This is a genomic window from Nonomuraea sp. NPDC050153 (assembly GCF_044460125.1).
Classification (GTDB): domain Bacteria; phylum Actinomycetota; class Actinomycetes; order Streptosporangiales; family Streptosporangiaceae; genus Nonomuraea.
Window position 1 is genome coordinate 66391 of record NZ_JBITJQ010000015.1, and the last position, 23189, is coordinate 89579.

19 protein-coding genes are annotated in these 23189 nt (G+C 69.3%); 13 read left to right on the plus strand and 6 right to left on the minus strand.

From position 1 onward, the window contains the following. Positions 1-36: 36 nt before the first annotated feature. Both ACIBQ1_RS32270 and ACIBQ1_RS32275 read right to left on the minus strand, forming a co-directional pair. Complete coding sequence (locus ACIBQ1_RS32270; RefSeq protein ID WP_397283063.1) at positions 37-1140, minus strand: SGNH/GDSL hydrolase family protein; 1104 nt, start codon at positions 1138-1140, stop codon at positions 37-39. Positions 1141-1305: 165 nt separating this feature from the next. After that, on the minus strand, positions 1306-1695 hold the full coding sequence (locus ACIBQ1_RS32275) for a VOC family protein (RefSeq protein ID WP_397283064.1): 390 nt from the start codon (positions 1693-1695) through the stop codon (positions 1306-1308). Between the two features lie 88 nt (positions 1696-1783). On the opposite strand from ACIBQ1_RS32275, the gene ACIBQ1_RS32280 reads away from it, so the two are divergent. Further along, positions 1784-2728 carry a helix-turn-helix transcriptional regulator gene (locus ACIBQ1_RS32280; protein WP_397283065.1) on the plus strand — a complete coding sequence of 315 codons (945 nt, stop codon included), beginning with the start codon at positions 1784-1786 and terminating at the stop codon, positions 2726-2728. Between the two features lie 39 nt (positions 2729-2767). Here the strand turns inward: ACIBQ1_RS32280 and ACIBQ1_RS32285 are convergent, their stop codons facing one another. Continuing rightward, a complete protein-coding gene (locus ACIBQ1_RS32285; protein ID WP_397283066.1) occupies positions 2768-4219 on the minus strand; it encodes an aminotransferase class I/II-fold pyridoxal phosphate-dependent enzyme in 1452 nt (483 codons plus the stop codon). Positions 4220-4333: 114 nt separating this feature from the next. Then, positions 4334-4537 carry a DUF4236 domain-containing protein gene (locus ACIBQ1_RS32290; RefSeq protein WP_397283067.1) on the minus strand — a complete coding sequence of 68 codons (204 nt, stop codon included), beginning with the start codon at positions 4535-4537 and terminating at the stop codon, positions 4334-4336. A gap of 122 nt (positions 4538-4659) precedes the next feature. Here ACIBQ1_RS32290 and ACIBQ1_RS32295 point away from each other — a divergent pair, with 122 nt between their 5' ends. Next, positions 4660-5409: a metallophosphoesterase gene (locus ACIBQ1_RS32295; protein ID WP_397283068.1), complete on the plus strand. Its 750-nt coding sequence runs from the start codon at positions 4660-4662 to the stop codon at positions 5407-5409. Between the two features lie 53 nt (positions 5410-5462). On the opposite strand, the gene ACIBQ1_RS32300 is transcribed toward ACIBQ1_RS32295, so the two are convergent. Further along, complete coding sequence (locus ACIBQ1_RS32300) at positions 5463-8876, minus strand: alpha-L-arabinofuranosidase C-terminal domain-containing protein (RefSeq protein ID WP_397283069.1); 3414 nt, start codon at positions 8874-8876, stop codon at positions 5463-5465. 346 nt (positions 8877-9222) lie between these two features. Here ACIBQ1_RS32300 and ACIBQ1_RS32305 point away from each other — a divergent pair, with 346 nt between their 5' ends. The 11 genes from ACIBQ1_RS32305 (at position 9223) to araA (ending at position 22833) form a co-directional block, all read left to right on the plus strand. After that, entirely contained in the window at positions 9223-10188 is a 966-nt protein-coding gene (locus ACIBQ1_RS32305; RefSeq protein ID WP_397283070.1) for an ABC transporter substrate-binding protein, read from the plus strand. A 156-nt stretch (positions 10189-10344) separates the two neighbouring features. Continuing rightward, positions 10345-11856, plus strand: a complete 1512-nt coding sequence (locus ACIBQ1_RS32310; protein WP_397283071.1) for a sugar ABC transporter ATP-binding protein — start codon at positions 10345-10347, stop codon at positions 11854-11856. Next, positions 11853-12866, plus strand: coding sequence for an ABC transporter permease (locus ACIBQ1_RS32315; protein ID WP_397283072.1), 1014 nt, complete (start codon positions 11853-11855; stop codon positions 12864-12866). The genes ACIBQ1_RS32310 and ACIBQ1_RS32315 overlap by 4 nt, the downstream gene beginning before the upstream one ends. After that, the gene (gene yjfF, locus ACIBQ1_RS32320) at positions 12863-13846 is read left to right on the plus strand and encodes a galactofuranose ABC transporter, permease protein YjfF (protein ID WP_397283073.1); all 984 of its coding nucleotides are present in this window, start codon (positions 12863-12865) and stop codon (positions 13844-13846) included. The genes ACIBQ1_RS32315 and yjfF overlap by 4 nt, the downstream gene beginning before the upstream one ends. A 193-nt stretch (positions 13847-14039) precedes the next feature. Then, on the plus strand, positions 14040-15149 hold the full coding sequence (gene chvE / locus ACIBQ1_RS32325; protein ID WP_397283074.1) for a multiple monosaccharide ABC transporter substrate-binding protein: 1110 nt from the start codon (positions 14040-14042) through the stop codon (positions 15147-15149). A 57-nt stretch (positions 15150-15206) separates the two neighbouring features. Then, entirely contained in the window at positions 15207-16739 is a 1533-nt protein-coding gene (gene mmsA / locus ACIBQ1_RS32330) for a multiple monosaccharide ABC transporter ATP-binding protein (RefSeq protein ID WP_397283075.1), read from the plus strand. Beyond that, positions 16736-17995, plus strand: coding sequence for a multiple monosaccharide ABC transporter permease (mmsB, locus tag ACIBQ1_RS32335; protein WP_397283076.1), 1260 nt, complete (start codon positions 16736-16738; stop codon positions 17993-17995). Before mmsA ends, mmsB begins: the two co-directional genes overlap by 4 nt. Before the next feature lie 64 nt (positions 17996-18059). After that, complete coding sequence (locus ACIBQ1_RS32340) at positions 18060-19043, plus strand: LacI family DNA-binding transcriptional regulator (protein WP_397283235.1); 984 nt, start codon at positions 18060-18062, stop codon at positions 19041-19043. Positions 19044-19115: 72 nt separating this feature from the next. After that, positions 19116-20738, plus strand: coding sequence for a ribulokinase (araB, locus tag ACIBQ1_RS32345; RefSeq protein WP_397283236.1), 1623 nt, complete (start codon positions 19116-19118; stop codon positions 20736-20738). After that, positions 20735-21382, plus strand: coding sequence for an L-ribulose-5-phosphate 4-epimerase (locus ACIBQ1_RS32350; RefSeq protein ID WP_397283077.1), 648 nt, complete (start codon positions 20735-20737; stop codon positions 21380-21382). Before araB ends, ACIBQ1_RS32350 begins: the two co-directional genes overlap by 4 nt. Then, a complete protein-coding gene (gene araA / locus ACIBQ1_RS32355; RefSeq protein ID WP_397283078.1) occupies positions 21379-22833 on the plus strand; it encodes an L-arabinose isomerase in 1455 nt (484 codons plus the stop codon). The genes ACIBQ1_RS32350 and araA overlap by 4 nt, the downstream gene beginning before the upstream one ends. Here the strand turns inward: araA and ACIBQ1_RS32360 are convergent. Next, on the minus strand, positions 22830-23174 hold the full coding sequence (locus tag ACIBQ1_RS32360; RefSeq protein WP_397283079.1) for a PLD nuclease N-terminal domain-containing protein: 345 nt from the start codon (positions 23172-23174) through the stop codon (positions 22830-22832). The two genes, araA and ACIBQ1_RS32360, sit on opposite strands and share 4 nt — an antisense overlap. Between the last annotated feature and the right edge of the window lie 15 nt (positions 23175-23189).

Sequence of the window (23189 nt, forward strand, 5' to 3'; positions counted from 1 at the left end):
CGGGCACGACACCGCCGAGGCCGAGGTGACCGTCGGCTACCAGCGCAGGGGGAGGGTGGCGACGAACTCGCCGAGCCGGTCGGCGATGATCCGGTGGTCGTGGACGGACGGGTGCCAGTGGCAGCCGAGGTAGTCCAGGCCGGACTCGCTGTAGTACCAGTAACGGATCCGGTCGTCGCCCCTGCTGTTGCGCTCCTGGACGATCTGCTGCGCGGTCTCGGCGAACACGGTGGTGTTGGACATGTTGGTGGCACTGACCACGATGATCGTGCGGGGACCGTACCGGGCCCGGAGCTTGTCGAGGAAGCCCTGGTAGGCGGTGCGGTAGGCGGCCACCAACGTCTCCGGCGTCCACGGCTCGCCCGGGTTGATCGCGGTGGAGAAGTCGTTGATGCCCAGGCCGACCACGACCAGTTGCGGGTGCCAGGTGCCCGGGTTCCGCCAGACGTCGCCGTCGACGTTCAGCAGGGCCCGGTCGTAGTAGGTGCGGAAGTCGGTCCCGGGGTCGCTGCCGCTGTAGTTGCGCACCATGCCGCGACCGGAGAAGGCGTTGATCTGGTAGTCGGCGTTCAGGCGGCGGGCGGTGAGGGCGCCGAAGCTGAGGTCGGCGTCGGTGGTCCGGGCGACTTCGCCGCCGGTGCAGTCGCGCGAGCCGGACAGGTTGCCGTAGCCGACGGTGTAGGAGTCGCCGATGAACTCGATCTGCCGGTGGCGCGCGGCGGGCCTGCCGAGGATCGCGCCGCCGGGGGCGGCGACGAACCCGCCGAAGGCGCTCGTGGCCCACGGGCTCTCCGTGCGTTTGACGAGCCGTACGCGGTGCACGCCGCTGGTCAGGCCGTTGACCCGGTACGTCGTCCGGCCCGGCGTCACCAGGGTGGCGACGGTCGCGCCGTCGACCTCGACGTCGTAGTCGTTGTCGGCGTCGTCGAGGACGATCCCGACGCCGGTGCCGCGGAAGCGGCCCTCGAAGTAGACGCCGGGCCAGCTGTATCGCAGGGAGTCCCCGTCGGCCTTGACACGTCCGGCGGTGTGCACCTTGGCGAGGGCGCCGGATGCCGTGTCCGCGCTCGCCAAGCCTGGCGGCAGGACCAGGGAACCCGCCAGCGCGGCCAGTGCCACGGTCACACGCACAGTTCGCACAGCTTCTCCTTCTCGGCTGGGCGATTGTAACGAGCGCTTGCCCGGGTGCCGCAAGATCCGGTCACCCCCCTGCGCGCCGACCTGGGCCGTTGCCGCCGTCCCCGTGAAAAGAGGCTGAAACTAAGCGGAGGCGGCTGCTTCGCCGACCAATCCTGAACGCCCCCGTCACTTGGCGAGCACGTCCAGGTAGTGCTGGTTGAACATGACGCCGAGCACGTTGCCGAACGGGTCGACCACGGACGCGGTGACGAACCCCTCGCCGTGCTGCCTGATCGGCTGGTGCTCCTTGGCCCCCAGGGCGAACAGCCGGTCGAGGGCGGCCCGCAGGTCGTCCACGTGCCAGTACGTGATCGACCCGGTGGGCCCGTCGGTCGCGCCCGCCGGGGCGTAGCGGGCGTCGATGATGCCCAGCTCGTGCTGGTAGTCGCCGACGCGGAACTCGATGTAGCCCGGCACCTGGTAGTACGGCTCCAGGCCGAGCAGCTCGGTGTACCAGGCCTTGGCCGCTTCGAGGTCGGCGGCGTGGAAGCTGATGGTGGCGAATCCGCGGAGCATGTGTGGTCCTTCCTTCCGGGTGATGTCTACGATTCTTCCGGTCAAAGTGCTCATCCAATGAGCACTTTTCCGAGGAGAATTTCCTGCCATGCGAGCCGATCGACTTGTGGCCGTCCTGCTGCTCATGCAGTCCCGCGGCCGGGTGACCGCGGCCGAGCTGGCCGCGGAGCTGGAAGTTTCCGTGGCCACCGCGCGCCGCGACCTCGAAGCGCTGTCCGCCGCCGGCGTGCCGGTCTATCCGCAGGCCGGGCGCGGCGGCGGCTGGTCGCTGCTGGGCGGCGCCAGGACCGACCTCAGCGGGCTCACCGCGAACGAGGCCGAGGCGCTGTTCCTGCTGGCCGGCCCGGCCGCGGCCGCCACGCCCGAGGTCAAGTCCGCGCTGCGCAAGCTGGTGCGGGCCCTGCCCCAGACGTTCAGGGACGACGCCGAGGCGGCCGCGGAAGCCGTGGTGATCGACCCCACCGGCTGGGGCGAGCGCGACCCCGACCGCCCCGAGCTGGTACGGGTCCTGCAGAGCGCCACCGTCCGCCGCCGCAAGGTCAGGCTCGGGTACGAGGGCCGCTCCGGCGAGCGTACGCACCGGCTCGTCGAGCCCTGGGGCCTGGTGGACAAGGACGACGTCTGGTACCTGATCGCCGGCACCGAGGCCGGGCAGCGCACGTTCCGGGCGGACCGGATCGTCGAGGCCGAGGTGACGGAGCTGACGTTCGAGCGGCCGGAGGGGTTCGTGCTGTCGGAGGCGTGGGGGAGGGTCGTGGACGAGATGGAGCGGCGGCGCTCGCTGCTGTCCGCGACCGTGCTCATCGCCGAGCGGTTCCTGCCGGTGCTGCGCCACCAGTTCGGGCGCCACTGCGAGGTCGAACGCGTCGAGGAGGACGGGCGGGCCAGGGTGCGGGTGGCCGCGCCGATGGCGTTGACGATCGCCGAGCAGCTGGCCGGATGGGGGGCGATGATGGAGGTCGTGGAACCGGCGGAGGTCAGGGCCCACCTGGCCAGGATCGGGTCCGAGCTCGTGGAGCGCTACCGCGCCTGAGCCCCGTGCCTGAACCGGGCCCGAGCCGGGTCTGAGCCGTCAGGGGAGGGTGGCCGACAGGGCCGCGTGCTCCCACCGGATGTGCTCCCACGCCTGCTCCACGTGCCGCCGCTCGGTCGCGACGCCGCCGATGGCCATCCGCAGCACCACCCGGTCACCGATCCTGGTGTGCGTCATGTAGACGGACCCGCTGGCGTTGAGCAGCTCCAGCAGCCGCATCGTGGCCCGGTCCGCCTCGTCCGCCGCCAGCCCCGGCCACACCGGGCGGAAGCACACGAGCCCGAGCGGGTGCGGCTCGTGCACCTCGAAGCCGGGCTCCGCGGAGATCCACGACGCCAGCTCCTGCGCCAGCGCCACGCCCTTGCGGATGTGCGCGCGCAGCCCCTCGGCCCCGTACCAGCGGATCACCGACCACAGCTTCAGCGCCCTGAACCGCCTGCCCAGCGGCACCTGCCAGTCCCGGTAGTCGACGACGGAGCCGGTCGAGGTGGCCGGGTTCCTGAGGAACTCGGGCATGACCGACAGCGCGTCCAGCAGCGGGGCGCGGTCGGCCGTCCAGAGCACGGTGCAGTCGAAGTTGGTCAGCAGCCATTTGTGCGGGTTCGTGGAGTAGGAGTCGGCGTACTCGGCCACCCCCTCGTTGAGCCACCGGAGCTCGGGACAGACCGCCGCGACCCCCGCGTAGGCCGCGTCCACGTGCAGCCAGATCCCGCGCTCGCGGCACACCTCGCCGATCGCGGGCACCGGGTCGACGGCCGTGGTGGAGGTGGTGCCGACGGTGGCGCACACCATGGCCGGCACGGCGCCGTCCGCCTCGTCCTCGTCCAGCAGGGCACGCAGGTGGCCGGGGTCCATGGCCAGCGTGCGAGGATCGGCGTCCACCACTCGTACGCCCGCCGCCCCCAGCCCCGTGATCCGCGCCGCCCGCTCCAGCGACGAGTGCGTCTGGGACGACACGTAGATCGTGTACCTCCGGGTGACGCCGTCGGAGGTGACCCGGCCGCCGCTCGCCCGGTGCAGCGCGGCCAGCAGGGCGACCAGGCACGCGCTCGACGCCGAGTCCTGGATGACGCCGCCGCCCGCCCGGTCCGTACGGAAATGTTCCGGCAAGCCGAGCAGCCCGGCCAGCCAGTCGACCACCACCGTCTCCAGCTCCGTGCACGCCGGGCTGGTCACCCAGAGCATGCCCTGCACGCCGAGCCCCGCGGACAGCAGCTCGCCCAGGACGGCCGGGCCGCTGGCGTTGGAGGGGAAGTAGGCGAAGAACCCGGGATGCTGCCAGTGCGTGATGCCGGGCAGCAGGATCCGCTCCAGGTCCGCCAGCACGGCCTCGAACGGCTCGCCCCGCTCGGGCGCCGCGGACGGCAGCGCGCGGCGGATGTCACCCGGCTTCACCTGGGACATCACGGGATAGGACTCGACGCCGGCGAGATAGTCCGCGATCCAGTCGACGACCTGTCTGCCGTGGCGGCGGAATTCCTCCGGACTCATGTGACCGCTCATCCGCCCACTCTGATCGCAAGGCGGGCGTTGGGAAAGGGGACGGGCCGGAGGCTTTCCAGCCTCCGGCCCGTCTATGTCGAGCGGTCGGACGACCGCCTTGGGTCAGTGATGTCCGGAGTGACGACGGCCGCCGAACGACTTGCCGAGGTGGAAGCCGCCGGGCAGGTGCACGGAGACGTGGCGACGGCCGTCAGGAGTGGTCGTGACGTGGAAGCGGCGGTTGCCGAAACTGTGGCCGACGCCGTGCCGTGACAGGTTGATCCGGAACGGGCCCACCTTGATGGTCTTCCGGTAGTGCCAGCCCATGTCCCTCCTTCGCCGTTCGTGTGCTCACCTGGACAACGGACGGGGCCGCCGTCCGGTTCCGGCGAGCACCCGGGCCAGGGCTACGGTGGGGGCGCAGGCAGAATCCGGAAGGACGACGTCACATGATCGTGATCGCCCACCTGAGCGACATCCACATCGGCGCGACGCCCCAGAGCGTCGGCCGCGCCACCTCCGTCATGCGCTACCTCGACGCGCTCCCCGCCGACCTCGACGCCGTGCTCGTCACCGGCGACATCGCCGACCACGGGCTCCCCGAGGAGTACGAGGAGGCGCGCAAGCTGCTCTCCGCACGCCATCCCGTGCTGGTCGGGCCGGGCAACCACGACGTGCGGGAGCAGTTCCGCCGCGTCCTGCTCGGCGACCAGGGCGGCGGCGCGGGCCCGATCAACCAGGTCCTGCGCACGGAGCGGGCCGTCTACGCCATGTGCGACTCCTCCATCCCCGGCGAGAACTCCGGCCATCTGGACGACGAGACGCTCGCCTGGCTGGACGACGTGCTCGCGGGGGCGGACCTGCCGGTGTTCGTGGCCTTCCACCACCCGCCCGCCCTCCTGCACAGCCCGGTGGTGGACGGCATCCGGCTGCACCGGCACGAGCCCCTGGAAGAGCTGCTCGGCCGGCACCCGAACGTGCCCGCCGTGCTCGTCGGCCACGCCCACACGGGCGCGGCCACCACGTTCGCCGGCCGGCCGCTGCTGGTCGCCCCCGGCGTCGTGTCCACGCTGAAGCTGCCGTGGGAGGGCGGCACGACGTTCGCCAACTGCGCGGACTACGACCTCCCGCCGGCGATCGCGTTCCACGTGCTCGACGACGCGGGCCGGATGACCACGCACTACCGGGTCGTCCCGTAGCCGCCGGGCGGGGCCTCCAGGCAGTGGTTCGCCCGGAGGCCCCGCCCGCGCCGTCATCGCCCGGTCAGCCGCACGAACGTCACGGAGTGCGCAGGGAAGTCGTAGGTGAAGGCCGAGGAGAAGCCGCGCACCTGACGCTCCACCGGCACGACCCGCTCCGGCTCGGACAGCGAGTTCGCGTCGGACGGCGAGCCCGTCATCGTGGTCACCGTGGCGACCGGCCGGAACCGCGCCGGGCCCAGGTCCACGCTGCTGCGCACGGAGGTGTCCTGCGCGTTGACGACCTTGAGCGTCACGGACTTCCCGTCCCTGGACACCACCTGGTAAAGCGGCTCCACGACGGCGTCGTCCACGAAGTCGGAGACCTTCTGCCCGTCCAGCCAGGTCGTGATCCGCCGCCCGCTCACCTGGACCTTGATCCGGTAGTCGCGGCCGGTCTCGATCGTGGTGGCGGAGGTGGCGATCGAGGACTTCGCGCCGTTGGTGGCCTTCTCGACGGCGGACTGAGTGTTGCCCCAGCCGCCGAGGTTCCACCAGTAGAAGTTGCCGGTGTCCTTGACCCCGAACATGATCAGGAAACCCTCGCCGCCGGCGGTCTTCCGGGCGGTGACCTCCATCGTGTAGTTCGACCAGCCGGGCGAGCCCGCCGTGGACCTGGCGTCCGTCACCTGGGCGGTCTGCGCGTAGGCGCCGTCCTGCACGGCCCAGGTGCCCAGGCCGGGGGTCCACTTGCCGGCCCCGGCCGAGAAGTCGTCCGACAGCAGCACGGTCCCGTCGGCCGCGGTGACCTTCACGTCGTCGTAGCGGACGGCGGTGTTCCACGCGCCGAGCCCCACCGCGCCGCCGATGTCCTCGACCGTCCTGCCCTCGCCGGTGAAGGAACTGGGCAGCACCCGGTCGCCGGCGTTGGTGGAGAACAGCCGCTGCACGTAGTAGTTCGGCGAGCCGTAGACCTGGTCGTTGTCGAACCAGATGAGGTCCGGCGTCCAGTCCACGTAGTCGACGTTGGCCAGCAGCGGCGCGTACGAGGCCAGCCGCACGACGTCGGAGTTGCGCTCCAGGCCCGTCATGTACGACGCCTCCGCCAGCGCGTTGCCGAGCGTGTTGCCCCGCGAGGCGTACTCGCCCACGAACACCTTCGGCCCGGTGCGGTCATAGGTGTCGTAACGGTGGTTGTTGGTCAGGAACCACTCGGGGCTGTTGTAGTAGTGCTCGTCGACGAGGTCCGCCTTCTGGTCGCGGGCGAACTGCCACATCCGGTCGAACCAGGCGCCCTGCGACGTCTGCCCGGAGTTGCTGATGATCTTGATGTTCGGATACTTCGCCTTGATGGCGTCCGCGAACTTCGGGTAGTTCGCGAAGAACTCGGGATAGATCTCCTCGTTCCCGAGCCCGATGTACTCCAGCCCGAACGGTCTCGGATGCCCGAGCTGGGCGCGCTTCCTCCCCCACTCCGAGCTGACCGGCCCGTTGGCGAACTCGATCAGGTCGAGCGTGTCCTGCACCCACCGGGCCAGCTTGGCCTCGTCGGTCAGCGGCCGGTTCTCGCCGCACCCGTTCACGCCCACCGACAGCACCGGCAGCGCCCGCGCCCCGATGTCCTCGGCGAACTGGAAGTACTCGTAGAAGCCGATGCCGTAGGACTGGTTGTAGCCCCAGAAGTTGAAGTTGGTCGGCCGCTCCTCGACCGGTCCGATCGTCTCCTTCCACTGGTAGATCCGCCGCCGGTCCTGATTGTCCGAGTACGGGTCGTACGTGCCGACGTTCGTCACGCACCCGCCGGGGAAGCGCAGGAACCGGGGCTTCAGGTCGGCGATCATCCTGGCCAGGTCCGTGCGCATGCCGTGCCCCTTGAACGTGTCCCGAGGGAACAGCGACACCATGTCCAGGTCGGTCCGGCCGCCCGGCGCCAGCACCACCAGCCGGCCCGCGTCCGTCGTCCCCGAGGCCGTGAACGACGCGGTGTACTTCGCCCAGTCGCCGGCCCGCACCGGCAGCGTGACCGTGCCGTGGACGGTGGAGCCGCTCTCCCCAGTGCCACTCTCCACTGAGACCGTCAGCGGCCCCGCCGTGTCGCGCCTGGCCCAGAGCGACACGTCGTACCGCTTGCCGCTCCGCACCGGGATGCCGCGGTTGAACCCGGCGTTGCTCGCTCCCGCGTTGCCGTCACCGGTCACGTCGAGCCGCAGGTAGTTGCGGTTGCCGGCGTTCAAGGGCCGGTCGGTGGCGATGGTGAGCCCGGCGGTGGCGCCGCGCTCGGTCTTGGACCACGCGGTCAGGCCCGTGTAGGAGCGCTCGTCCACGCTGTTGAACTCGAACGAGCGGTTCTGCACCAGCTCGGCGTAGAGCCCGCCGTCGGCGGCGTGGTTGATGTCCTCGTAGAAGACCCCGTAGAGGTCGGGGCTGACCTTGGTGCCCTTGGCCTCGGTGTCCACGGTCAGCTTGCCCGAGCTGTAGCCCTCGACCCGGAACTTCGTGGTCGCCGTTCCCGTGACCAGGGCGCCGCCGGAGATGGAGACGTTCTGGCCGTCCGAGGAGAGGACGACCTTGCCGCCGCCCGCGTCCTTGAGCCGGAAGACCGACGGGGTCCCGCCCAGCCGCACCTTCCCGGCGGCGACCCGCAGGTGCTCACCGGTCGCCGCGTCCTTCAGCGTCACACCGTCGGAGCCGGCCGTGGCCGTGAGGGCCAGGCTGGTCATGCCCGCCTTCGCCGACGCCCGCACCACTCCCGACGGATCCGCCGAAAGGTACGGCAGCGCGGCGGCGCGCAGCGTGAACGGCCCGGACGGCACCACCGGCCTGCCCTCGCTCGCCTTGATCGCGATGTAGTCGAACACCGCGGTCATCGACGTGCCGTTCTGCGCCGACAGCGCGAACAGGCCGACCTGCCTGACGTCCAGCTTCGCGCTCACCCTGGCCGCCTGCGCCCAGGCCGAGCCGTCCCAGTACGACGAGACGAACTCGTCCCCGGTCCTGGCCAGCTTGACGATCTCGCCGGTGGAGCCGGGCCGCGCCGCGAAGCTCGCGTTGAACGCGGCTCCGACCTCGGTGTCCGTCTCGATCACCGGCCCGCCCGCGGACCCGACGTGGGCGAGCCCGGCGCGTACGTAGTTGTCCCAGTCCTGCCAGGCCAGCAGGCCCGCGCTCTGGTAGTCCAGCGAGACAGGGGCGCTCAGCTTGGTGACCACCTCGAAGTCGCCGGCGGGGACGTCCACGAGGAAGAGGTTCCTGGCGGTGTTGGTGCCCTGGTAGGTGTCGCCGGTCAGGCTCTCCACGCGCAGCGCGTCGTCCGACAGCGACCAGCGGGAGCTGTCCGGCGACAGCACCGTCCAGTCCTCGCCGAGCGTGGCGCCGTCGAACTGGTCGACGACGGCGCCGTCAGGGATGGGCCCGGCCGCCGCGGTCGCCGGTGGCGGCGCCACCAGCGAGGCCGCCAGGAGCAGGGCGGATAAGGCGATTCGCTTCATGAGTGGGGGGCTCCTCAAGGTTGTTAGCGTTAACAAATCGAGTGAGCGTTAACAACGGCGATTCGCGACAAGTTAAGGACTGCCCCCGACCCTCGTCAAGGCCCACTCCGTGTGACCCGACCGTAATCAGGCGGGCCCTTGACGAGACCCGTTGTTAACGTTCACAGTCGGGGCGAGCTCATCAAGCACTCCAAGACGCTCGTCGGCATCATCGGCCGATCGAAAACAGGCGTCGGCGACGCCCTCGGGGACCAGCGTGGCTGGTGCGTAGGCCGGACCGGAAGACAGGAAGGCGCCCACATCCCGCTCTGGGATGTTAGCGCGAACATCAGAAGGGACCCCCCACGTGTTCAAGAGGATCTCAGCTCTGGTCATCGCCGGTCTGACCGCGATGTCGGTGACCGCATGCGGTGGCGGCGGTGGCGGTGGCGGCGACTCGATCACCATGGGCTTCTCCCAGGTCGGCGCGGAGAGCGGCTGGCGCACCGCGAACACCAAGTCCGTGCAGGACTCGGCCAAGACCGCGGGCATCACGCTCAAGTTCTCCGACGCCCAGCAGAAGCAGGAGAACCAGATCAAGGCCATCCGCTCCTACATCCAGCAGAAGGTGGACATCATCGCCTTCTCGCCGGTGGTGGAGTCGGGCTGGGACACGGTGCTCAAGGAGGCCAAGGACGCGAAGATCCCGGTCATCCTGACCGACCGCGCCGTGGACTCCAAGGACACGACCCTCTACAAGACCTTCCTCGGCTCGGACTTCGTCGAGGAGGGCAAGAAGGCCGGCCAGTGGCTGGTGAACGAGTACAAGGACGGCAAGGACCCGGTGAGCATCGTCGAGCTGCAGGGCACGACGGGCTCGGCGCCGGCCAACGACCGCAAGGCCGGCTTCCAGGAGGTCATCGGGGCCGACCCCAAGTTCAGGATCATCGCCTCGCAGACCGGCGACTTCACCAGGGCCAAGGGCAAGGAGGTCATGGAGGCCTTCCTGAAGTCGAACCCGGACATCGACGTGCTGTACGCCCACAATGACGACATGGGCCTGGGCGCGATCGAGGCCATCGAGGGCGCCGGCAAGGTGCCCGGCAAGGACATCAAGATCATCACCGTGGACGCCGTCAAGGACGGCATGCAGGCGCTCGCCGACGGGAAGATCAACTTCATCGTCGAGTGCTCGCCGCTGCTCGGCCCGCAGCTCATGGACCTGGCCAAGAAGGTCGTCAAGAACGAGCAGGTGCCGGCCCGCGTGGTGACCGAGGAGACCACGTTCACGCAGGAGCAGGCCAAGCAGGTCCTGTCCTCCCGCCAGTACTGACCCGCCGTCCGGTCGCGCCTCCGCACTCCGGCCGAGGGCCGCCCCCACCAGCGGGGGCGCGACCGTCCTCCCGAACGCCCGAGGGCTCTGGACCGGGGCGTCAGGAAGGCGTAGTGACGAGGTCAGGCGGCGGTTCCCAGCCATATGAGGAGAGACATGGTCACACCCGCGCCGGTCCTGACGATGAGCGGGATCGGCAAGCAGTTCCCTGGCGTGAAGGCCCTGGACGGCGTCGACCTGCGGCTGCTGCCCGGCGAGGTGCACGCGCTCATGGGAGAGAACGGCGCGGGCAAGTCCACCCTGATCAAGGTGCTCACCGGCGTCCATCCCGCCGACGCGGGCACGATCGAGCTGGGCGGCGCGCCCGTCGCGTTCGGCAGCCCCCTGGAGGCGCAGCAGGCCGGCATCAGCACGGTCTACCAGGAGGTCAACCTCTGCACGAACCTCTCGGTGGCCGAGAACATCTTCATCGGCCGCGAGCCCCGCAGAAGGGGCCGCATCAACTGGAAACGGATGCGCGCCAGGGCCGCCGAGCTGCTGTCGCGGCTGGAGCTGAGCGTGGACGTGTCGGCGCCGCTGTCGGCGTACTCGCTGGCCGTCCAGCAGATGGTGGCCATCGCGCGGGCGATCGACATCGACGCGCGGGTGCTCATCCTGGACGAGCCCACCTCCAGCCTGGACGCGGACGAGGTCGAGCAGCTGTTCCGGGTGATGCGGAGGCTGAAGGAGGAGGGCATCGCCATCCTCTTCGTCTCCCACTTCCTCGACCAGATCTACGAGATCTCGGACCGCATGACGATCCTGCGCAACGGCAGGCTCGTCGGTGAATACCTCACCGACCGGCTCCCGCAGGTCGAGCTGGTCGCCAAGATGATCGGCCAGGAGCTGGCCGCGCTGGAGCGGTTGCACGGCGAGGCCAAGGTCTTCGACCGGCCGCTGGTCGAGGCGCGCGGGCTGGGCCGGTCGGGGGCCGTCGAGCCGTTCTCGCTCACGATCCACGAGGGCGAGGTGGTGGGCCTGGCCGGGCTGCTCGGCTCCGGCCGTACGGAGATCGCGCGGCTGCTGTTCGGCGCCGACCACGCGGGCACGGGCGAGGTCGCGGTCGGCGGGAGCCCGGCGTCGTTGCGCACGCCCCGCGCGGCCATGAACCACAAGATCGCGTTCTGCTCCGAGAACCGCAAGGCCGACGGCCTCATCCCCGACCTCACCGTGCGCGAGAACATCATCCTCGCCCTCCAGGCCATCAGAGGCTGGACCAGGCCGGTGCCGCGCGAGCAGCAGGACGAGCTGGTCGGCAGGTACGTCAAGGCCCTGAAGATCAGCCCGCCCAACCCCGAGCACCTCGTACGCAACCTCAGCGGCGGCAACCAGCAGAAGGTCGTGCTGGCCAGATGGCTCATCCTCGAGCCGCGCCTGCTCATCCTGGACGAGCCCACCCGGGGCATCGACGTCGGGGCGAAGACCGAGATCCAGCGCCTGGTGGCCGAGCTGTCCGACGGCGGCATGGCGGTGCTGTTCATCTCGGCCGAGCTGGAGGAGGTGCTGCGGCTCAGCCACAAGGTCGAGGTGCTGCGCGACCGGCGGCTGGTGGCCGAGCTGCCCAACGACGACGAGCTGACGACGGACGTGCTCATGGAAACGATCGCGAGCGGAGGCCGGTCCTCATGAGACGGCTGCTCTGGCCGGTGGTGGTCCTCGTGCTGCTGCTGGCGCTGAACGTGTTCTTCACGCCCAGCTTCTTCTCGATCCAGGTCAGGGAAGGCCACCTGTACGGGAGCCTGATCGACATCCTGCGCTTCGGCGCCCCGCTGATCCTGGTCTCGCTCGGGATGACGCTGGTCATCGCCACCGGCGGCATCGACCTGTCGGTGGGCTCGGTGGTGGCGATCTCGGGGGCGCTGGCGTGCCTGCAGATCAGCGAGGACGCCGGGCTGTTCACCGCCGTGGCGGCGGCGCTCGGGCTCTGCCTGGTGCTGGGGGCCTGGAACGGGTTCCTGGTGGCGACCGTCGGCATCCAGCCGATCATCGCCACGCTCATCCTCATGGTGGGCGGGCGCGGCCTGGCCCAGCTCATCACCGACGGGCAGATCATCACCGTCAACAGCCCGGCGTACAAGGTGATCGGCGGCGGCTACTGGCTGACCGTGCCGTTCGGCATCATCATCGTGATCGCCGTGCTGGCCATCACGGCGTTCCTCACCCGGCGGCTGGCGCTGGGCATGCTGATCGAGTCCGTCGGCGGCAACGCCGAGGCCAGCCGGCTGGCGGGCATCAGGGCGCGCGGGATCATCATCATGGTCTACGCGTTCGCCGCCCTGTGCGCGGGCGTGGCCGGGCTGATGATCAGCTCGAACGTCTCCAGCGCCGACGGCAACAACGCCGGCCTGTGGATCGAGCTGGACGCCATCCTGGCCGTCGTGATCGGCGGCACCTCGCTGTCCGGCGGGCGGTTCTCGCTCGGCGGCACCGTGCTGGGCGCGCTGATCATCCAGACCCTGACCACGACGATCTACTCGATCGGCGTGCCGCCGGAGACGACGCTGCTGTTCAAGGCGCTGGTCGTGACGGCGGTCTGCCTCATCCAGTCCCCATCCTTCCGCGAGAAGGCGTTCCGCAGGCGCGGGCGCGCCGCACCCGCCAGCCCGGTGGCCGAGGAGAAGGTGCGAGTCACCACATGAGCACGCTGACGATCGGGCGGGCGAGCGTGCCCGCCAAGTACCTGCCGGTCCTCGTGACCGGGTGCCTGTTCCTGGCCATGTTCGTGGCCGGCGGGATCCGCTACGAGGGGTTCGCCAGCGGGCAGGTGATACTCAACGTCTTCATCGACAACGCCTTCCTGCTGGTGGTGGCCGTCGGGATGACGTTCGTGATCCTGACCGGGGGCATCGACCTGTCGGTGGGGTCGGTGGTGGCGCTGTCGACGATGATCTCGGCCAGCCTCATGCAGGGGCCCGGGTGGCCGCCGTACCTGGTGATCCCGCTGGTGCTGGTCATCGGGTCGGGGCTGGGGCTGGTGATGGGGTACATCGTGCACGCCTTCGACATCCAGCCGTTCATCGTGACATTGGCGGGCATGTTCCTGGCGCGGGGGTTGTGTTACACGATCGGCACGGACTCCATCCCGATCAACGATCCGACCTTCACGGCCTTCGCGCAGGCGAGGATCGACCTGTTCGCCGACATGTGGATCTCACCGAGCGTGATCGTCGCCGTGGTGGTCGTGCTGGTGGCGGCGTACGTGCTGCACTACACCCGCCTCGGCCGCGCGGTGTACGCGACCGGCGGCAGCCAGCAGTCCGCGCTGCTCATGGGGCTGCCCGTGGGCCGGACGAAAATCGCCGTTTACACGATCAGCGGGTTCTGCTCGGCGCTGGGCGGCGTGCTGCTGTCGTTCTACATGCTCTCCGGCTACGGGCTGCACGCCGTAGGCATGGAGCTGGACGCCATCGCGGCGGTCGTCATCGGCGGCACGCTCCTGACCGGCGGAAGCGGCTTCCTGCTGGGCACCGTTCTCGGGGTGCTTGTGCTCGGCCTGATCCAGACGATCATCAGTTTCGAGGGGACTTTGTCCTCTTGGTGGACCAAGATCTTCATCGGAATGTTGCTTTTCGTCTTCATCTTGCTGCAGCGCCTGTTTTCGGCCCGAGCAAGGCGCTGACCTGCGATGAAAGTTACCCGAAAGTTTCCGGTAGGTTATGCGCGGGCGTTGACATGGGGGTTGTTAGCGATAACAATCGGCGGAAGCGAACGAGAATTATGTTCTGATTCGTTGCTTTCTGTGATCGAATCTCTCGCTCTACCGGCAGCCGCCGCGTCCAGCGCTGCCGCGACCCCCATCGCAAGGAGATGACATGAGGTTGGGACGAATCGGGGGCGTGGTGTCCGTCATCGCCCTCGCCGCGACGATGACGGCCTGCGGATCGAGCACCAAGACCGTCGACGCCCAGGCCTCCGCATCGGCCTCCGCGGGTAACGGGGGCGCCCTGATCGGCGTCACCATGCCCACGAAGTCGTCGGAGCGCTGGATCCACGACGGCGACAACGTCAAGCAGCAGCTGGAGAAGCTGGGCTACAAGGTCGACCTCCAGTACGCGGAGAACGACATCCCGACGCAGGCCAACCAGATCGAGAACCAGATCACCAAGGGCGCCAAGCTCCTGATCATCGCCTCGATCGACGGCACCGCCATCACCTCTCAGCTCCAGCAGGCCGCCGACAACAAGATCCCGGTCATCGCCTATGACCGTCTGATCCGCAACAGCCCGAACGTCGACTACTACGCCACGTTCGACAACTTCAAGGTCGGCGTGCAGCAGGCGACCTCGCTGCTCAAGGGCCTCGGCGTCGAGGACGGCAAGAAGGGCCCGTTCAACGTCGAGCTGTTCGGCGGCTCGCCCGACGACAACAACGCCACGTTCTTCTGGAACGGCGCCATGTCGGTGCTCAAGCCGAAGATCGACGACGGCACCCTCAAGGTCGCGAGCGGCCAGACCGACTTCAAGCAGGCCGCCATCCTGCGGTGGGACCCCGCCACGGCGCAGAAGCGCATGGAGGACATCCTCACCAAGACCTACACCAGCGGCAAGAAGGTGGACGGCGTGCTGTCGCCGTACGACGGCCTGTCGATCGGCATCCTCTCGGCGCTGAAGAGCTCCGGCTACGGCAAGCCGTACCCGATCGTGACCGGTCAGGACGCCGAGCTCCAGTCGGTCAAGTCGATCATCGCCGATGAGCAGTACTCCACCATCTTCAAGGACACCCGCAAGCTCGCCGAGCAGACCGTGAAGATGGCCGACGCCGTGCTCAAGGGCCAGAAGCCCGAGGTGAACAACGAGAAGGACTACGACAACGGCAACAAGGTCGTCCCGTCGTACCTGCTCGACCCGGTGATCGTGGACAAGAGCAACTACAAGGAAATCATCGTCGGCGGCAACTACTACACCGAGGACCAGCTCAAGTAAGGGCCCGAGCCCCGGGGACCGCACCGGTCCCCGGGGCTTCCCTGAGCGAGGGGCAAAATGACCGAGCACATCTTGCGGATGAGCGGGATCACCAAGACGTTCCCCGGTGTCAAGGCGCTGCAGAACGTCAACCTGTCGGTCCGGCGGGGCGAGATCCACGCCATCTGCGGCGAGAACGGCGCCGGCAAGTCGACGCTGATGAAGGTGCTTTCCGGGGTCTACCCGCACGGCGAGTACGACGGCGAGATCACCTTCGAGGGCAGGACGGTCGAGTTCGGCGGCATCCGCGACAGCGAGCACGCCGGCATCGTCATCATCCACCAGGAGCTGGCGCTCAGCCCGCAGCTGTCGATCGCGGAGAACATCTTCCTCGGCAACGAGCGGGCCAAGCGCGGCTTCATCGACTGGAACCGCACCAACTACGAGGCCGGCGAGCTGATGAAGCGGGTCGGCCTGCGTGAGAACCCGACGACGCCGATCGCCGACATCGGCGTGGGCAAGCAGCAGCTCGTCGAGATCGCCAAGGCGCTCTCGAAAGAGGTGAGGCTGCTCATCCTCGACGAGCCGACCGCCGCGCTCAACGACGACGACTCGGCCCACCTGCTCGACCTGCTGCGCGGCCTCCGGGACGAGGGCATCACCTGCGTGATCATCTCCCACAAGCTGAACGAGGTCATCGCGATCGCCGACTCCGTCACGATCATCCGCGACGGGCAGACGATCGAGACCCTGGAGATGGCCAGCGGCCACGTCACGGAGGACCGCATCATCTCCGGCATGGTCGGCCGCGCGCTCGACAACCGCTTCCCGCCCCACGAGCCGACCATCGGTGACGAGGTGCTGCGCGTCGAGGACTGGACCGTCTACAGTCCCAGCCAGCCCGGCCGCAAGGTGGTCGACGGCGCCGCCCTCACGCTGCGCCGGGGGGAGATCGTCGGCCTGGCGGGGCTGATGGGCGCCGGGCGCACCGAGCTGGCGATGAGCGTGTTCGGGCGCACGTACGGGGTGCACATCTCCGGCAAGGTCTTCAAGGACGGCAAGCCGATCGAGCTCCGCAACGTGCAGGACGCGATCAAGCACGGCATCGCCTACGCCACCGAGGACCGCAAGAGGTACGGCCTCAACCTCATCGAGGACATCAAGCGCAACATCTCGGCGGCCGGGCTCACCGGGCTGTCGAAGCGCGGCTGGGTCAACGAGAACGAGGAGTACCGGGTCGCCGAGCAGTTCCACAAGAGCATGAACATCAAGGCGCCCACCGTCAACAGCATCGTCGGCAAGCTGAGCGGTGGAAACCAGCAGAAGGTCGTGCTCTCCAAGTGGATCCTGACCGAGCCTGACGTGCTCATCCTCGACGAGCCCACCAGAGGCATCGACGTCGGCGCCAAGTACGAGATCTACACGATCATCAACCGCCTCGCCGACCAGGGCAAGGCCGTGCTCGTGATCTCCTCCGAGCTGCCCGAGCTGCTCGGTCTGTGCGACCGCATCTACACCCTCTCCGAGGGCCGGATCACCGGCGAGGTGCCGCGCCAGGAGGCCACGCAGGAACACCTCATGTACCTGATGACCAAGGGACAGGAAAAATGAGTAGCATCACGCCCGCCGACGTGGAGGTCGGCGCCAAGGGCGACGGGGGAGCGCCGCGGCAGCCGGGCAGGGTGTCGCTCGGCGGAGTGTCGCTCAACCTGCGATCCAGCGGCATCTACATCGCGTTCGCGCTGATCGTCGTGCTGTTCTCGGTGCTGACCGACGGGGCGCTGCTCCAGCCGCAGAACATCTCCAACATCATCGTCCAGAACTCCTACGTCCTGATCCTCGCGATCGGCATGATCCTGATCATCATCGCCGGGCACATCGACCTGTCGGTCGGCTCGGTGGTGGCGGTCACGGGAGCGCTGGCGGCCGTGCTCATGGTGAACATGGGCTGGCCCTGGCCGCTGGCCCTGCTGGTCACGCTCGTGGCCGGGGCGCTCATCGGAGCCTGGCAGGGCTACTGGATCGCGTACTTCGGCATCCCGGCGTTCATCGTGACGCTGGCCGGCATGCTGCTGTTCAGGGCGCTGACGCTGACCGTGCTGGGCAACCAGGGCATCGGCCCGTTCCCCGACCAGGTCCGCACGCTGGCCAACGGCTTCACCAACGGCTACCTCGGCAACATCGGCCTCGGCCCGCTCGGCGGCGCCGACCTGTTCAGCCTGCTGATCGGCATCGTCGCCATCGCCGGCATGGCGGTCTCCCAGTGGCGCACCCGCAACGCGCGCCGCGGCTACGGGCAGGCCGTGGAGCCGATGGCGCTGTTCGTGCTGAAGCTGGCGGCCGGGGCCGCGCTGATCCTCTTCCTGGTCGTGCAGCTGGCCCGCTTCAAGAACCTCCCGTGGGTGCTGGTGCTGCTGGCGGTGCTCGTGCTCGGCTACTCGCTGATGGCCAACCGCACGGTCTTCGGCCGGCAGATCTACGCCATCGGCGGCAACCTCCAGGCGGCCGTCATGTCCGGCGTGAAGGTCAAGTCGGTGGTCTTCTGGATCTTCGTCAACATGGGCGTGCTGTCGGCCATCGCCGGCATCATCTTCGCCGGCCGGCTCAACCAGGCGGGCCCCACCGCCGGCAACAGCTTCGAGCTGGACGCCATCGCCGCGGCCTTCATCGGCGGCGCGGCCGTCCAGGGCGGTGTCGGCAAGGTGGTCGGCGCCATCACCGGCGGTCTGATCATGGCGGTCATCAACAACGGCATGTCCCTGATCGGCTCGCCCAGCGAGCGGGTCATGCTCGTCAAGGGGGCGGTCCTCCTGGCTGCCGTCGCGTTCGACGTGTGGACCAAGCGCAGGGCGGGTGCCTCGCGTTAGCTAAGATCCCCTGAGCCCAGCGAAAGGAGAGACCGTGACGACCCCCAAGCGCCGCCTGCCGGTCATGGCCGATGTGGCCAAGGAGGCGGGCGTGTCGCACCAGACGGTCTCCCGGGTGCTTAACGATCACCCGAACGTCCGGGCGGACACCCGCGCCCGGGTGGAGGAGGCGATCACCCGGCTGGGCTACCGGCGTAACCTGGTCGCCCGCGCCCTGGTCACCAAGCGGTCGAGGACGCTCGGCGTGGTGAGCTTCGACACCACGCTGTACGGCCCGGCCAGCACGATCTACGGCATCGAGCAGGCGGCCAGGACCGCGGGCTACTTCGTGAGCATCGTCAGCCTCAAGTCGATCGACGCGGCCGGCGTGCGCGACGCCATCGACTATCTCGCCGAGCAGGGCGTGGACGGGGTGGTGGTGGTCGCGCCGCAGCGCTCGGCCAGGCGCGCCCTGGAGAACCTGCCGACCGGCATGCCGGCGGTCGCCGTCGAGGGCACCCACAGCGCCGACGTGTCGGTGGTCTGCATCGACCAGGTCCAGGGCGCCAGGCTGGCCACCCGCCACCTCCTGGAGCTGGGGCACGAGACCGTCTGGCACGTGAGCGGCGCCCCCGACTGGCTGGAGACCGAGGGCCGGATCGAGGGCTGGCGCGCCGCCCTTGAGGAGGCGGGACGGCCGGTGCCCGAGCCGCTGGCCGGTGACTGGAGCCCGCGCGCCGGTTACGAGGCGGGCAAGAGCCTGGCGGCGATGGAGGGCGTCACGGCCGTGTTCGCCGGCAACGACCAGATGGCGCTCGGCGTGCTGCGCGCGCTGAGCGAGGCGGGCGTGCGGGTCCCCGACCAGATCAGCGTGGTGGGCTTCGACGACATCCCCGAGTCGGAGTTCTTCTCGCCACCGCTCACCACGGTCAGGCAGGACTTCGACATGGTGGGCAGGCACTGCATCGAGGTGCTGCTGCGGCAGATCGACGCCGGGCCCACCGCGTACGAGCGCCTGGTCGTCCCGCCCAGCTTCGTCGTGCGGTCCAGCACCTCGGCTCGGTATTAGGGCCCGGCATTAGATGATGGGCATGCCACAGAAGAAAATCCCCTGGAGTGCAATGTGAACGCTAACAGTTACGTGGTCGGAGTCGACTTCGGCACGCTCTCGGGGCGTGCCGTCGTCGTCCGCGTGAGCGATGGCGAAGAGCTGGGCAGTGCCGTCTACGAGTACGCCCACCGCGTCATCGAGCACAGCCTGCCGGGATCCGACGAGAGGCTGGGCCCGGACTGGGCGCTGCAGTCGCCGCAGGACTGGATCGACGTGCTGAGGATCGCCGTACCCCAGGCGGTCGCCGCCTCGGGCGTCGCGCCCGAGCAGGTCATCGGCATCGGCACCGACTTCACCGCCTGCACCGTGCTGCCCACCACGGCGGACGGCACGCCGCTGTGCTTCGAGACCCCGTCCGAGCCGCACGCGTGGCCGAAGCTGTGGAAGCACCACGCCGCGCAGTCGCACGCCGACCGGATCAACGAGCTGGCCGCGCGCCGGGGCGAGAGCTGGCTGCCGCGCTACGGCGGCAAGATCTCCTCGGAGTGGGAGTTCGCCAAGGGCCTTCAGGTCCTGGAGGAAGCCCCCGAGGTGTACGCCAGGACCGAGCGCTGGATCGAGGCCGCCGACTGGATCATCTGGCAGCTCACCGGCGTCGAGAGCCGCAACATCTGCACTGTCGGTTACAAGGGGATCTTCCAGGACGGCGCCTACCCGTCCGAGGAGTTTCTCGCCGAGCTCAACCCCGGCTTCGCCGGGTTCGTGGGCAAGCTCGCCACCGGTCAGGTCGGCGACCAGGTCGACGGCACCACGCTGGCCCCGCTCGGCGGCCTCGCCGGGCGCCTGACCGCCCAGGCCGCGCAGTGGACCGGCCTGCCCGAGGGCGTGGCCGTGGCCGTCGGCAACGTGGACGCGCACGTCACCTCGGCCGCCGCCGACGCCGTCCGGCCCGGCCAGATGGTGGCCATCATGGGCACCTCCACCTGCCACATCATGCCCAGCGACCAGCTCGCCGAGGTGCCCGGCATGTGCGGCGTCGTACGCGACGGCATCGTGCCCGGCCTCTGGGGCTACGAGGCGGGCCAGTCCGCGGTCGGCGACATCTTCGCCTGGTTCGTGGACAACCTCGCGGGCGACCTCGACCACGAAAGCCTGACCGCGCTGGCCGAGAAGCAGGCGGTCGGCGAGCACGGCCTGGTCGCGCTCGACTGGTTCGGCGGCAACCGCTCGGTGCTCGTGGACCACAACCTGTCGGGCGTGATCATCGGCCAGACCCTGGCCACCAAGCCCGAGGACGTCTACCGGGCGCTCATCGAGTCCACCGCGTTCGGCGCCCGGATGATCGTGGAGACGTTCGAGAAGTCGGGCGTGCCGGTCGAGGAGTTCGTGGTCGCCGGCGGCCTGCTGAAGAACCGCTTCCTCATGCAGGTCTACGCCGACGTGCTGCGCCGCCCGCTCTCGGTCATCGGCTCCGACCAGGGCCCCGCGCTCGGCTCGGCCATCCACGCGGCCGTCGCCGCCGGCGCCTACCCGGGCATCCAGGAGGCCGCCACGGCCATGGGCAAGCGCACCGAGGCCGCGTACGTGCCCGACGAGGCCGCCGCCGACGCCTACGACCGGCTCTACGCCGAGTACCGCAGGCTCCACGACTTCTTCGGAGACGGAAAGATGCTGCACACCCTCCGCGCGATCAGGAACGAGGCCCACGCATGAGGAAGATCGTCGCAGAGCTGCACGCGGAGCTGGTCCGCTACAACCTGGTCGTCTGGACCGCGGGCAACGTCTCGGGCCGGGTCCCGGGCGAGGACCTGTTCGTCATCAAGCCGTCCGGGGTCTCCTACGACGAGCTGACCCCGGAGAACATGGTCGTGTGCGACCTCGACGGCAACCTCGTGGAGGGCGAGCACTCGCCGTCCAGCGACACCGCCGCGCACGCGTACGTCTACCGCAACATGCCCGACGTCGGCGGCGTCGTGCACACGCACTCCACCTACGCCTCGGCCTGGGCGGCGCGCGGCGAGGCCATCCCCTGCGTGCTGACCGCGATGGCGGACGAGTTCGGCGGCGAGATCCCCCTCGGCCCGTTCGCGCTGATCGGCGACGACTCGATCGGTCAGGGCATCGTCGAGACGCTCAAGGGCCACCGCTCCAAGGCCGTCCTCATGCAGAACCACGGCGTGTTCAGCATCGGCAAGGACCCGAAGGCGGCCGTCAAGGCGGCCGTCATGTGCGAGGACGTGGCCCGCACCGTCCACGTGGCCAGGCAGCTCGGCGAGCCCCTGCCGATCCCGCAGGACGACATCGACCGCCTGTACGACCGCTATCAGAACGTCTACGGACAGAGGAGCCCGCGTTGAAGATCTGGTTTCTGACCGGCAGCCAGGGACTGTACGGCGAGGACACGCTGCGCCAGGTGGCCGAGCAGTCTCAGCGGATCGCCGAGCAGCTGCCCATGCCCGTCGAGTGGAAGCCCGTGCTCACGGACGCGGCGGCGATCAGGCGGGTGATGCTGGAGGCCAACGCCGACGACTCGTGCGCGGGCGTGATCGCGTGGATGCACACGTTCTCCCCGGCCAAGATGTGGATCGCGGGTCTGGACGCGCTGCGCAAGCCGCTGCTGCACCTGCACACGCAGGCCAACGTGGAGCTCCCGTGGAGCACCATCGACATGGACTTCATGAACCTCAACCAGGCCGCGCACGGCGACCGCGAGTTCGGCCACGTGCAGACGCGGCTGGGCGTGCCGCGCAAGACCGTGGCCGGGCACGTCAGCGACCCGTACGTGGGCGAGCGCATCCTGACCTGGGTGCGCGCCGCCAAGGGCCTGGCCGAGGTGCGCACGCTGAAGCTGGCCCGCTTCGGCGACAACATGCGCGACGTGGCGGTCACCGAGGGCGACAAGGTCGAGGCGCAGCTCCGCTTCGGCGTCTCGGTCAACACCTACGGCGTGAACGACCTGGTGGAGGTCGTGGACGCGGCCTCGGACGCGGACGTGACGGCGCTGGTCAAGGAGTACGCCGAGCAGTACAACGTCGCCCCCGAGCTGCTCGGCGAGCGCAACGAGTCGCTGCGCTACGCGGCCAGGATCGAGCTGGGCCTGCGCGGCTTCCTGGAGTCGGGCGGCTTCAAGGCGTTCACCACGAACTTCGAGGACCTCGGCGGCCTTCGCCAGCTCCCCGGCCTGGCCGTGCAGCGGCTCATGGCCGACGGCTACGGCTTCGGCGGCGAGGGCGACTGGAAGACCTCGGTCCTCCTGCGCACCCTGAAGGCCATGACGCCCGGCGGCACGTCGTTCATGGAGGACTACACCTACGACATGTCGCCCGGCCAGGAGCTCATCCTGGGCGCGCACATGCTGGAGGTCTGCCCCTCGATCGCCTCCGGCACGCCGTCGTGCGAGATCCACCCGCTGGGCATCGGCGACCGGGAGGACCCGGTCCGGCTCGTGTTCGACGCCGAGCCCGGCCCCGGCATCGTGGTGGGCCTGGCCGACATGGGCGACCGGTTCCGGCTGGTGGCCAACGAGATCGACCTGGTGGCCCCGCCGCAGCCGCTGCCCAAGCTGCCGGTCGCCCGCGCGGTCTGGAGCCCCCGCCCCAACCTGCGCACGTCCACGGAGTCGTGGCTCACGGCGGGCGCGCCGCACCACACGGTGCTCTCGACGGCGGTCGGCCGCGAGGAGCTGACCGACCTGGCCGACATGCTGGGCGTGGAGCTGCTGATCATCGACGCCGACACGACGACCGAGCGGTTCGCCAAGGAGATCCGCTGGAACCAGGCGTACTACCGCCTGGCCCAGGGCTTCTAGTCCTCGGGCGGTTTCTTGGGGGCGTTCCTGCGCTGCTCCTCGGCGCGTTCGCGGAGGCGGCGCAGGAACTCCTCGTCGTCGTCCGGGTTGGTGGCGGCGGGGCGGTCCGGGCGGTCGTGCTCGGGGAACGCGTTCGGCCGCGTGACCGCCTGCGACCGGTCCGGGCGGCCCGCCACCAGCCAGGCGACGGAGCCGATCAGCGGGAACAGCAGCACGACGATCACCCAGAGGATCTTCGGCAGATTCCTGCAGAGCACGTCGGGTGTGGTGATCGCGTCGAAGAGGCAGTAGAGCCAGAGCACGAGCGTGGCAAGGCCGATGGCCTCGGACAAGTAGAGCACGGCACACCTCCGTCA

Coding starts and splice junctions, on each gene's coding strand:
- ACIBQ1_RS32290 (WP_397283067.1), bottom strand. CDS start 4,537: ATGGGCTGGCACTACCGGAAGACCATCAAGGTGGGCCCGTTCCGGATC.
- yjfF (WP_397283073.1), top strand. CDS start 12,863: ATGAGCACGCTGACGATCGGGCGGGCGAGCGTGCCCGCCAAGTACCTG.
- mmsA (WP_397283075.1), top strand. CDS start 15,207: ATGACCGAGCACATCTTGCGGATGAGCGGGATCACCAAGACGTTCCCC.
- ACIBQ1_RS32340 (WP_397283235.1), top strand. CDS start 18,060: ATGGCCGATGTGGCCAAGGAGGCGGGCGTGTCGCACCAGACGGTCTCC.
- ACIBQ1_RS32275 (WP_397283064.1), bottom strand. CDS start 1,695: ATGCTCCGCGGATTCGCCACCATCAGCTTCCACGCCGCCGACCTCGAA.
- ACIBQ1_RS32350 (WP_397283077.1), top strand. CDS start 20,735: ATGAGGAAGATCGTCGCAGAGCTGCACGCGGAGCTGGTCCGCTACAAC.
- ACIBQ1_RS32310 (WP_397283071.1), top strand. CDS start 10,345: ATGGTCACACCCGCGCCGGTCCTGACGATGAGCGGGATCGGCAAGCAG.
- mmsB (WP_397283076.1), top strand. CDS start 16,736: ATGAGTAGCATCACGCCCGCCGACGTGGAGGTCGGCGCCAAGGGCGAC.
- ACIBQ1_RS32315 (WP_397283072.1), top strand. CDS start 11,853: ATGAGACGGCTGCTCTGGCCGGTGGTGGTCCTCGTGCTGCTGCTGGCG.
- chvE (WP_397283074.1), top strand. CDS start 14,040: ATGAGGTTGGGACGAATCGGGGGCGTGGTGTCCGTCATCGCCCTCGCC.
- ACIBQ1_RS32300 (WP_397283069.1), bottom strand. CDS start 8,876: ATGAAGCGAATCGCCTTATCCGCCCTGCTCCTGGCGGCCTCGCTGGTG.
- ACIBQ1_RS32280 (WP_397283065.1), top strand. CDS start 1,784: ATGCGAGCCGATCGACTTGTGGCCGTCCTGCTGCTCATGCAGTCCCGC.
- ACIBQ1_RS32295 (WP_397283068.1), top strand. CDS start 4,660: ATGATCGTGATCGCCCACCTGAGCGACATCCACATCGGCGCGACGCCC.
- ACIBQ1_RS32285 (WP_397283066.1), bottom strand. CDS start 4,219: ATGAGTCCGGAGGAATTCCGCCGCCACGGCAGACAGGTCGTCGACTGG.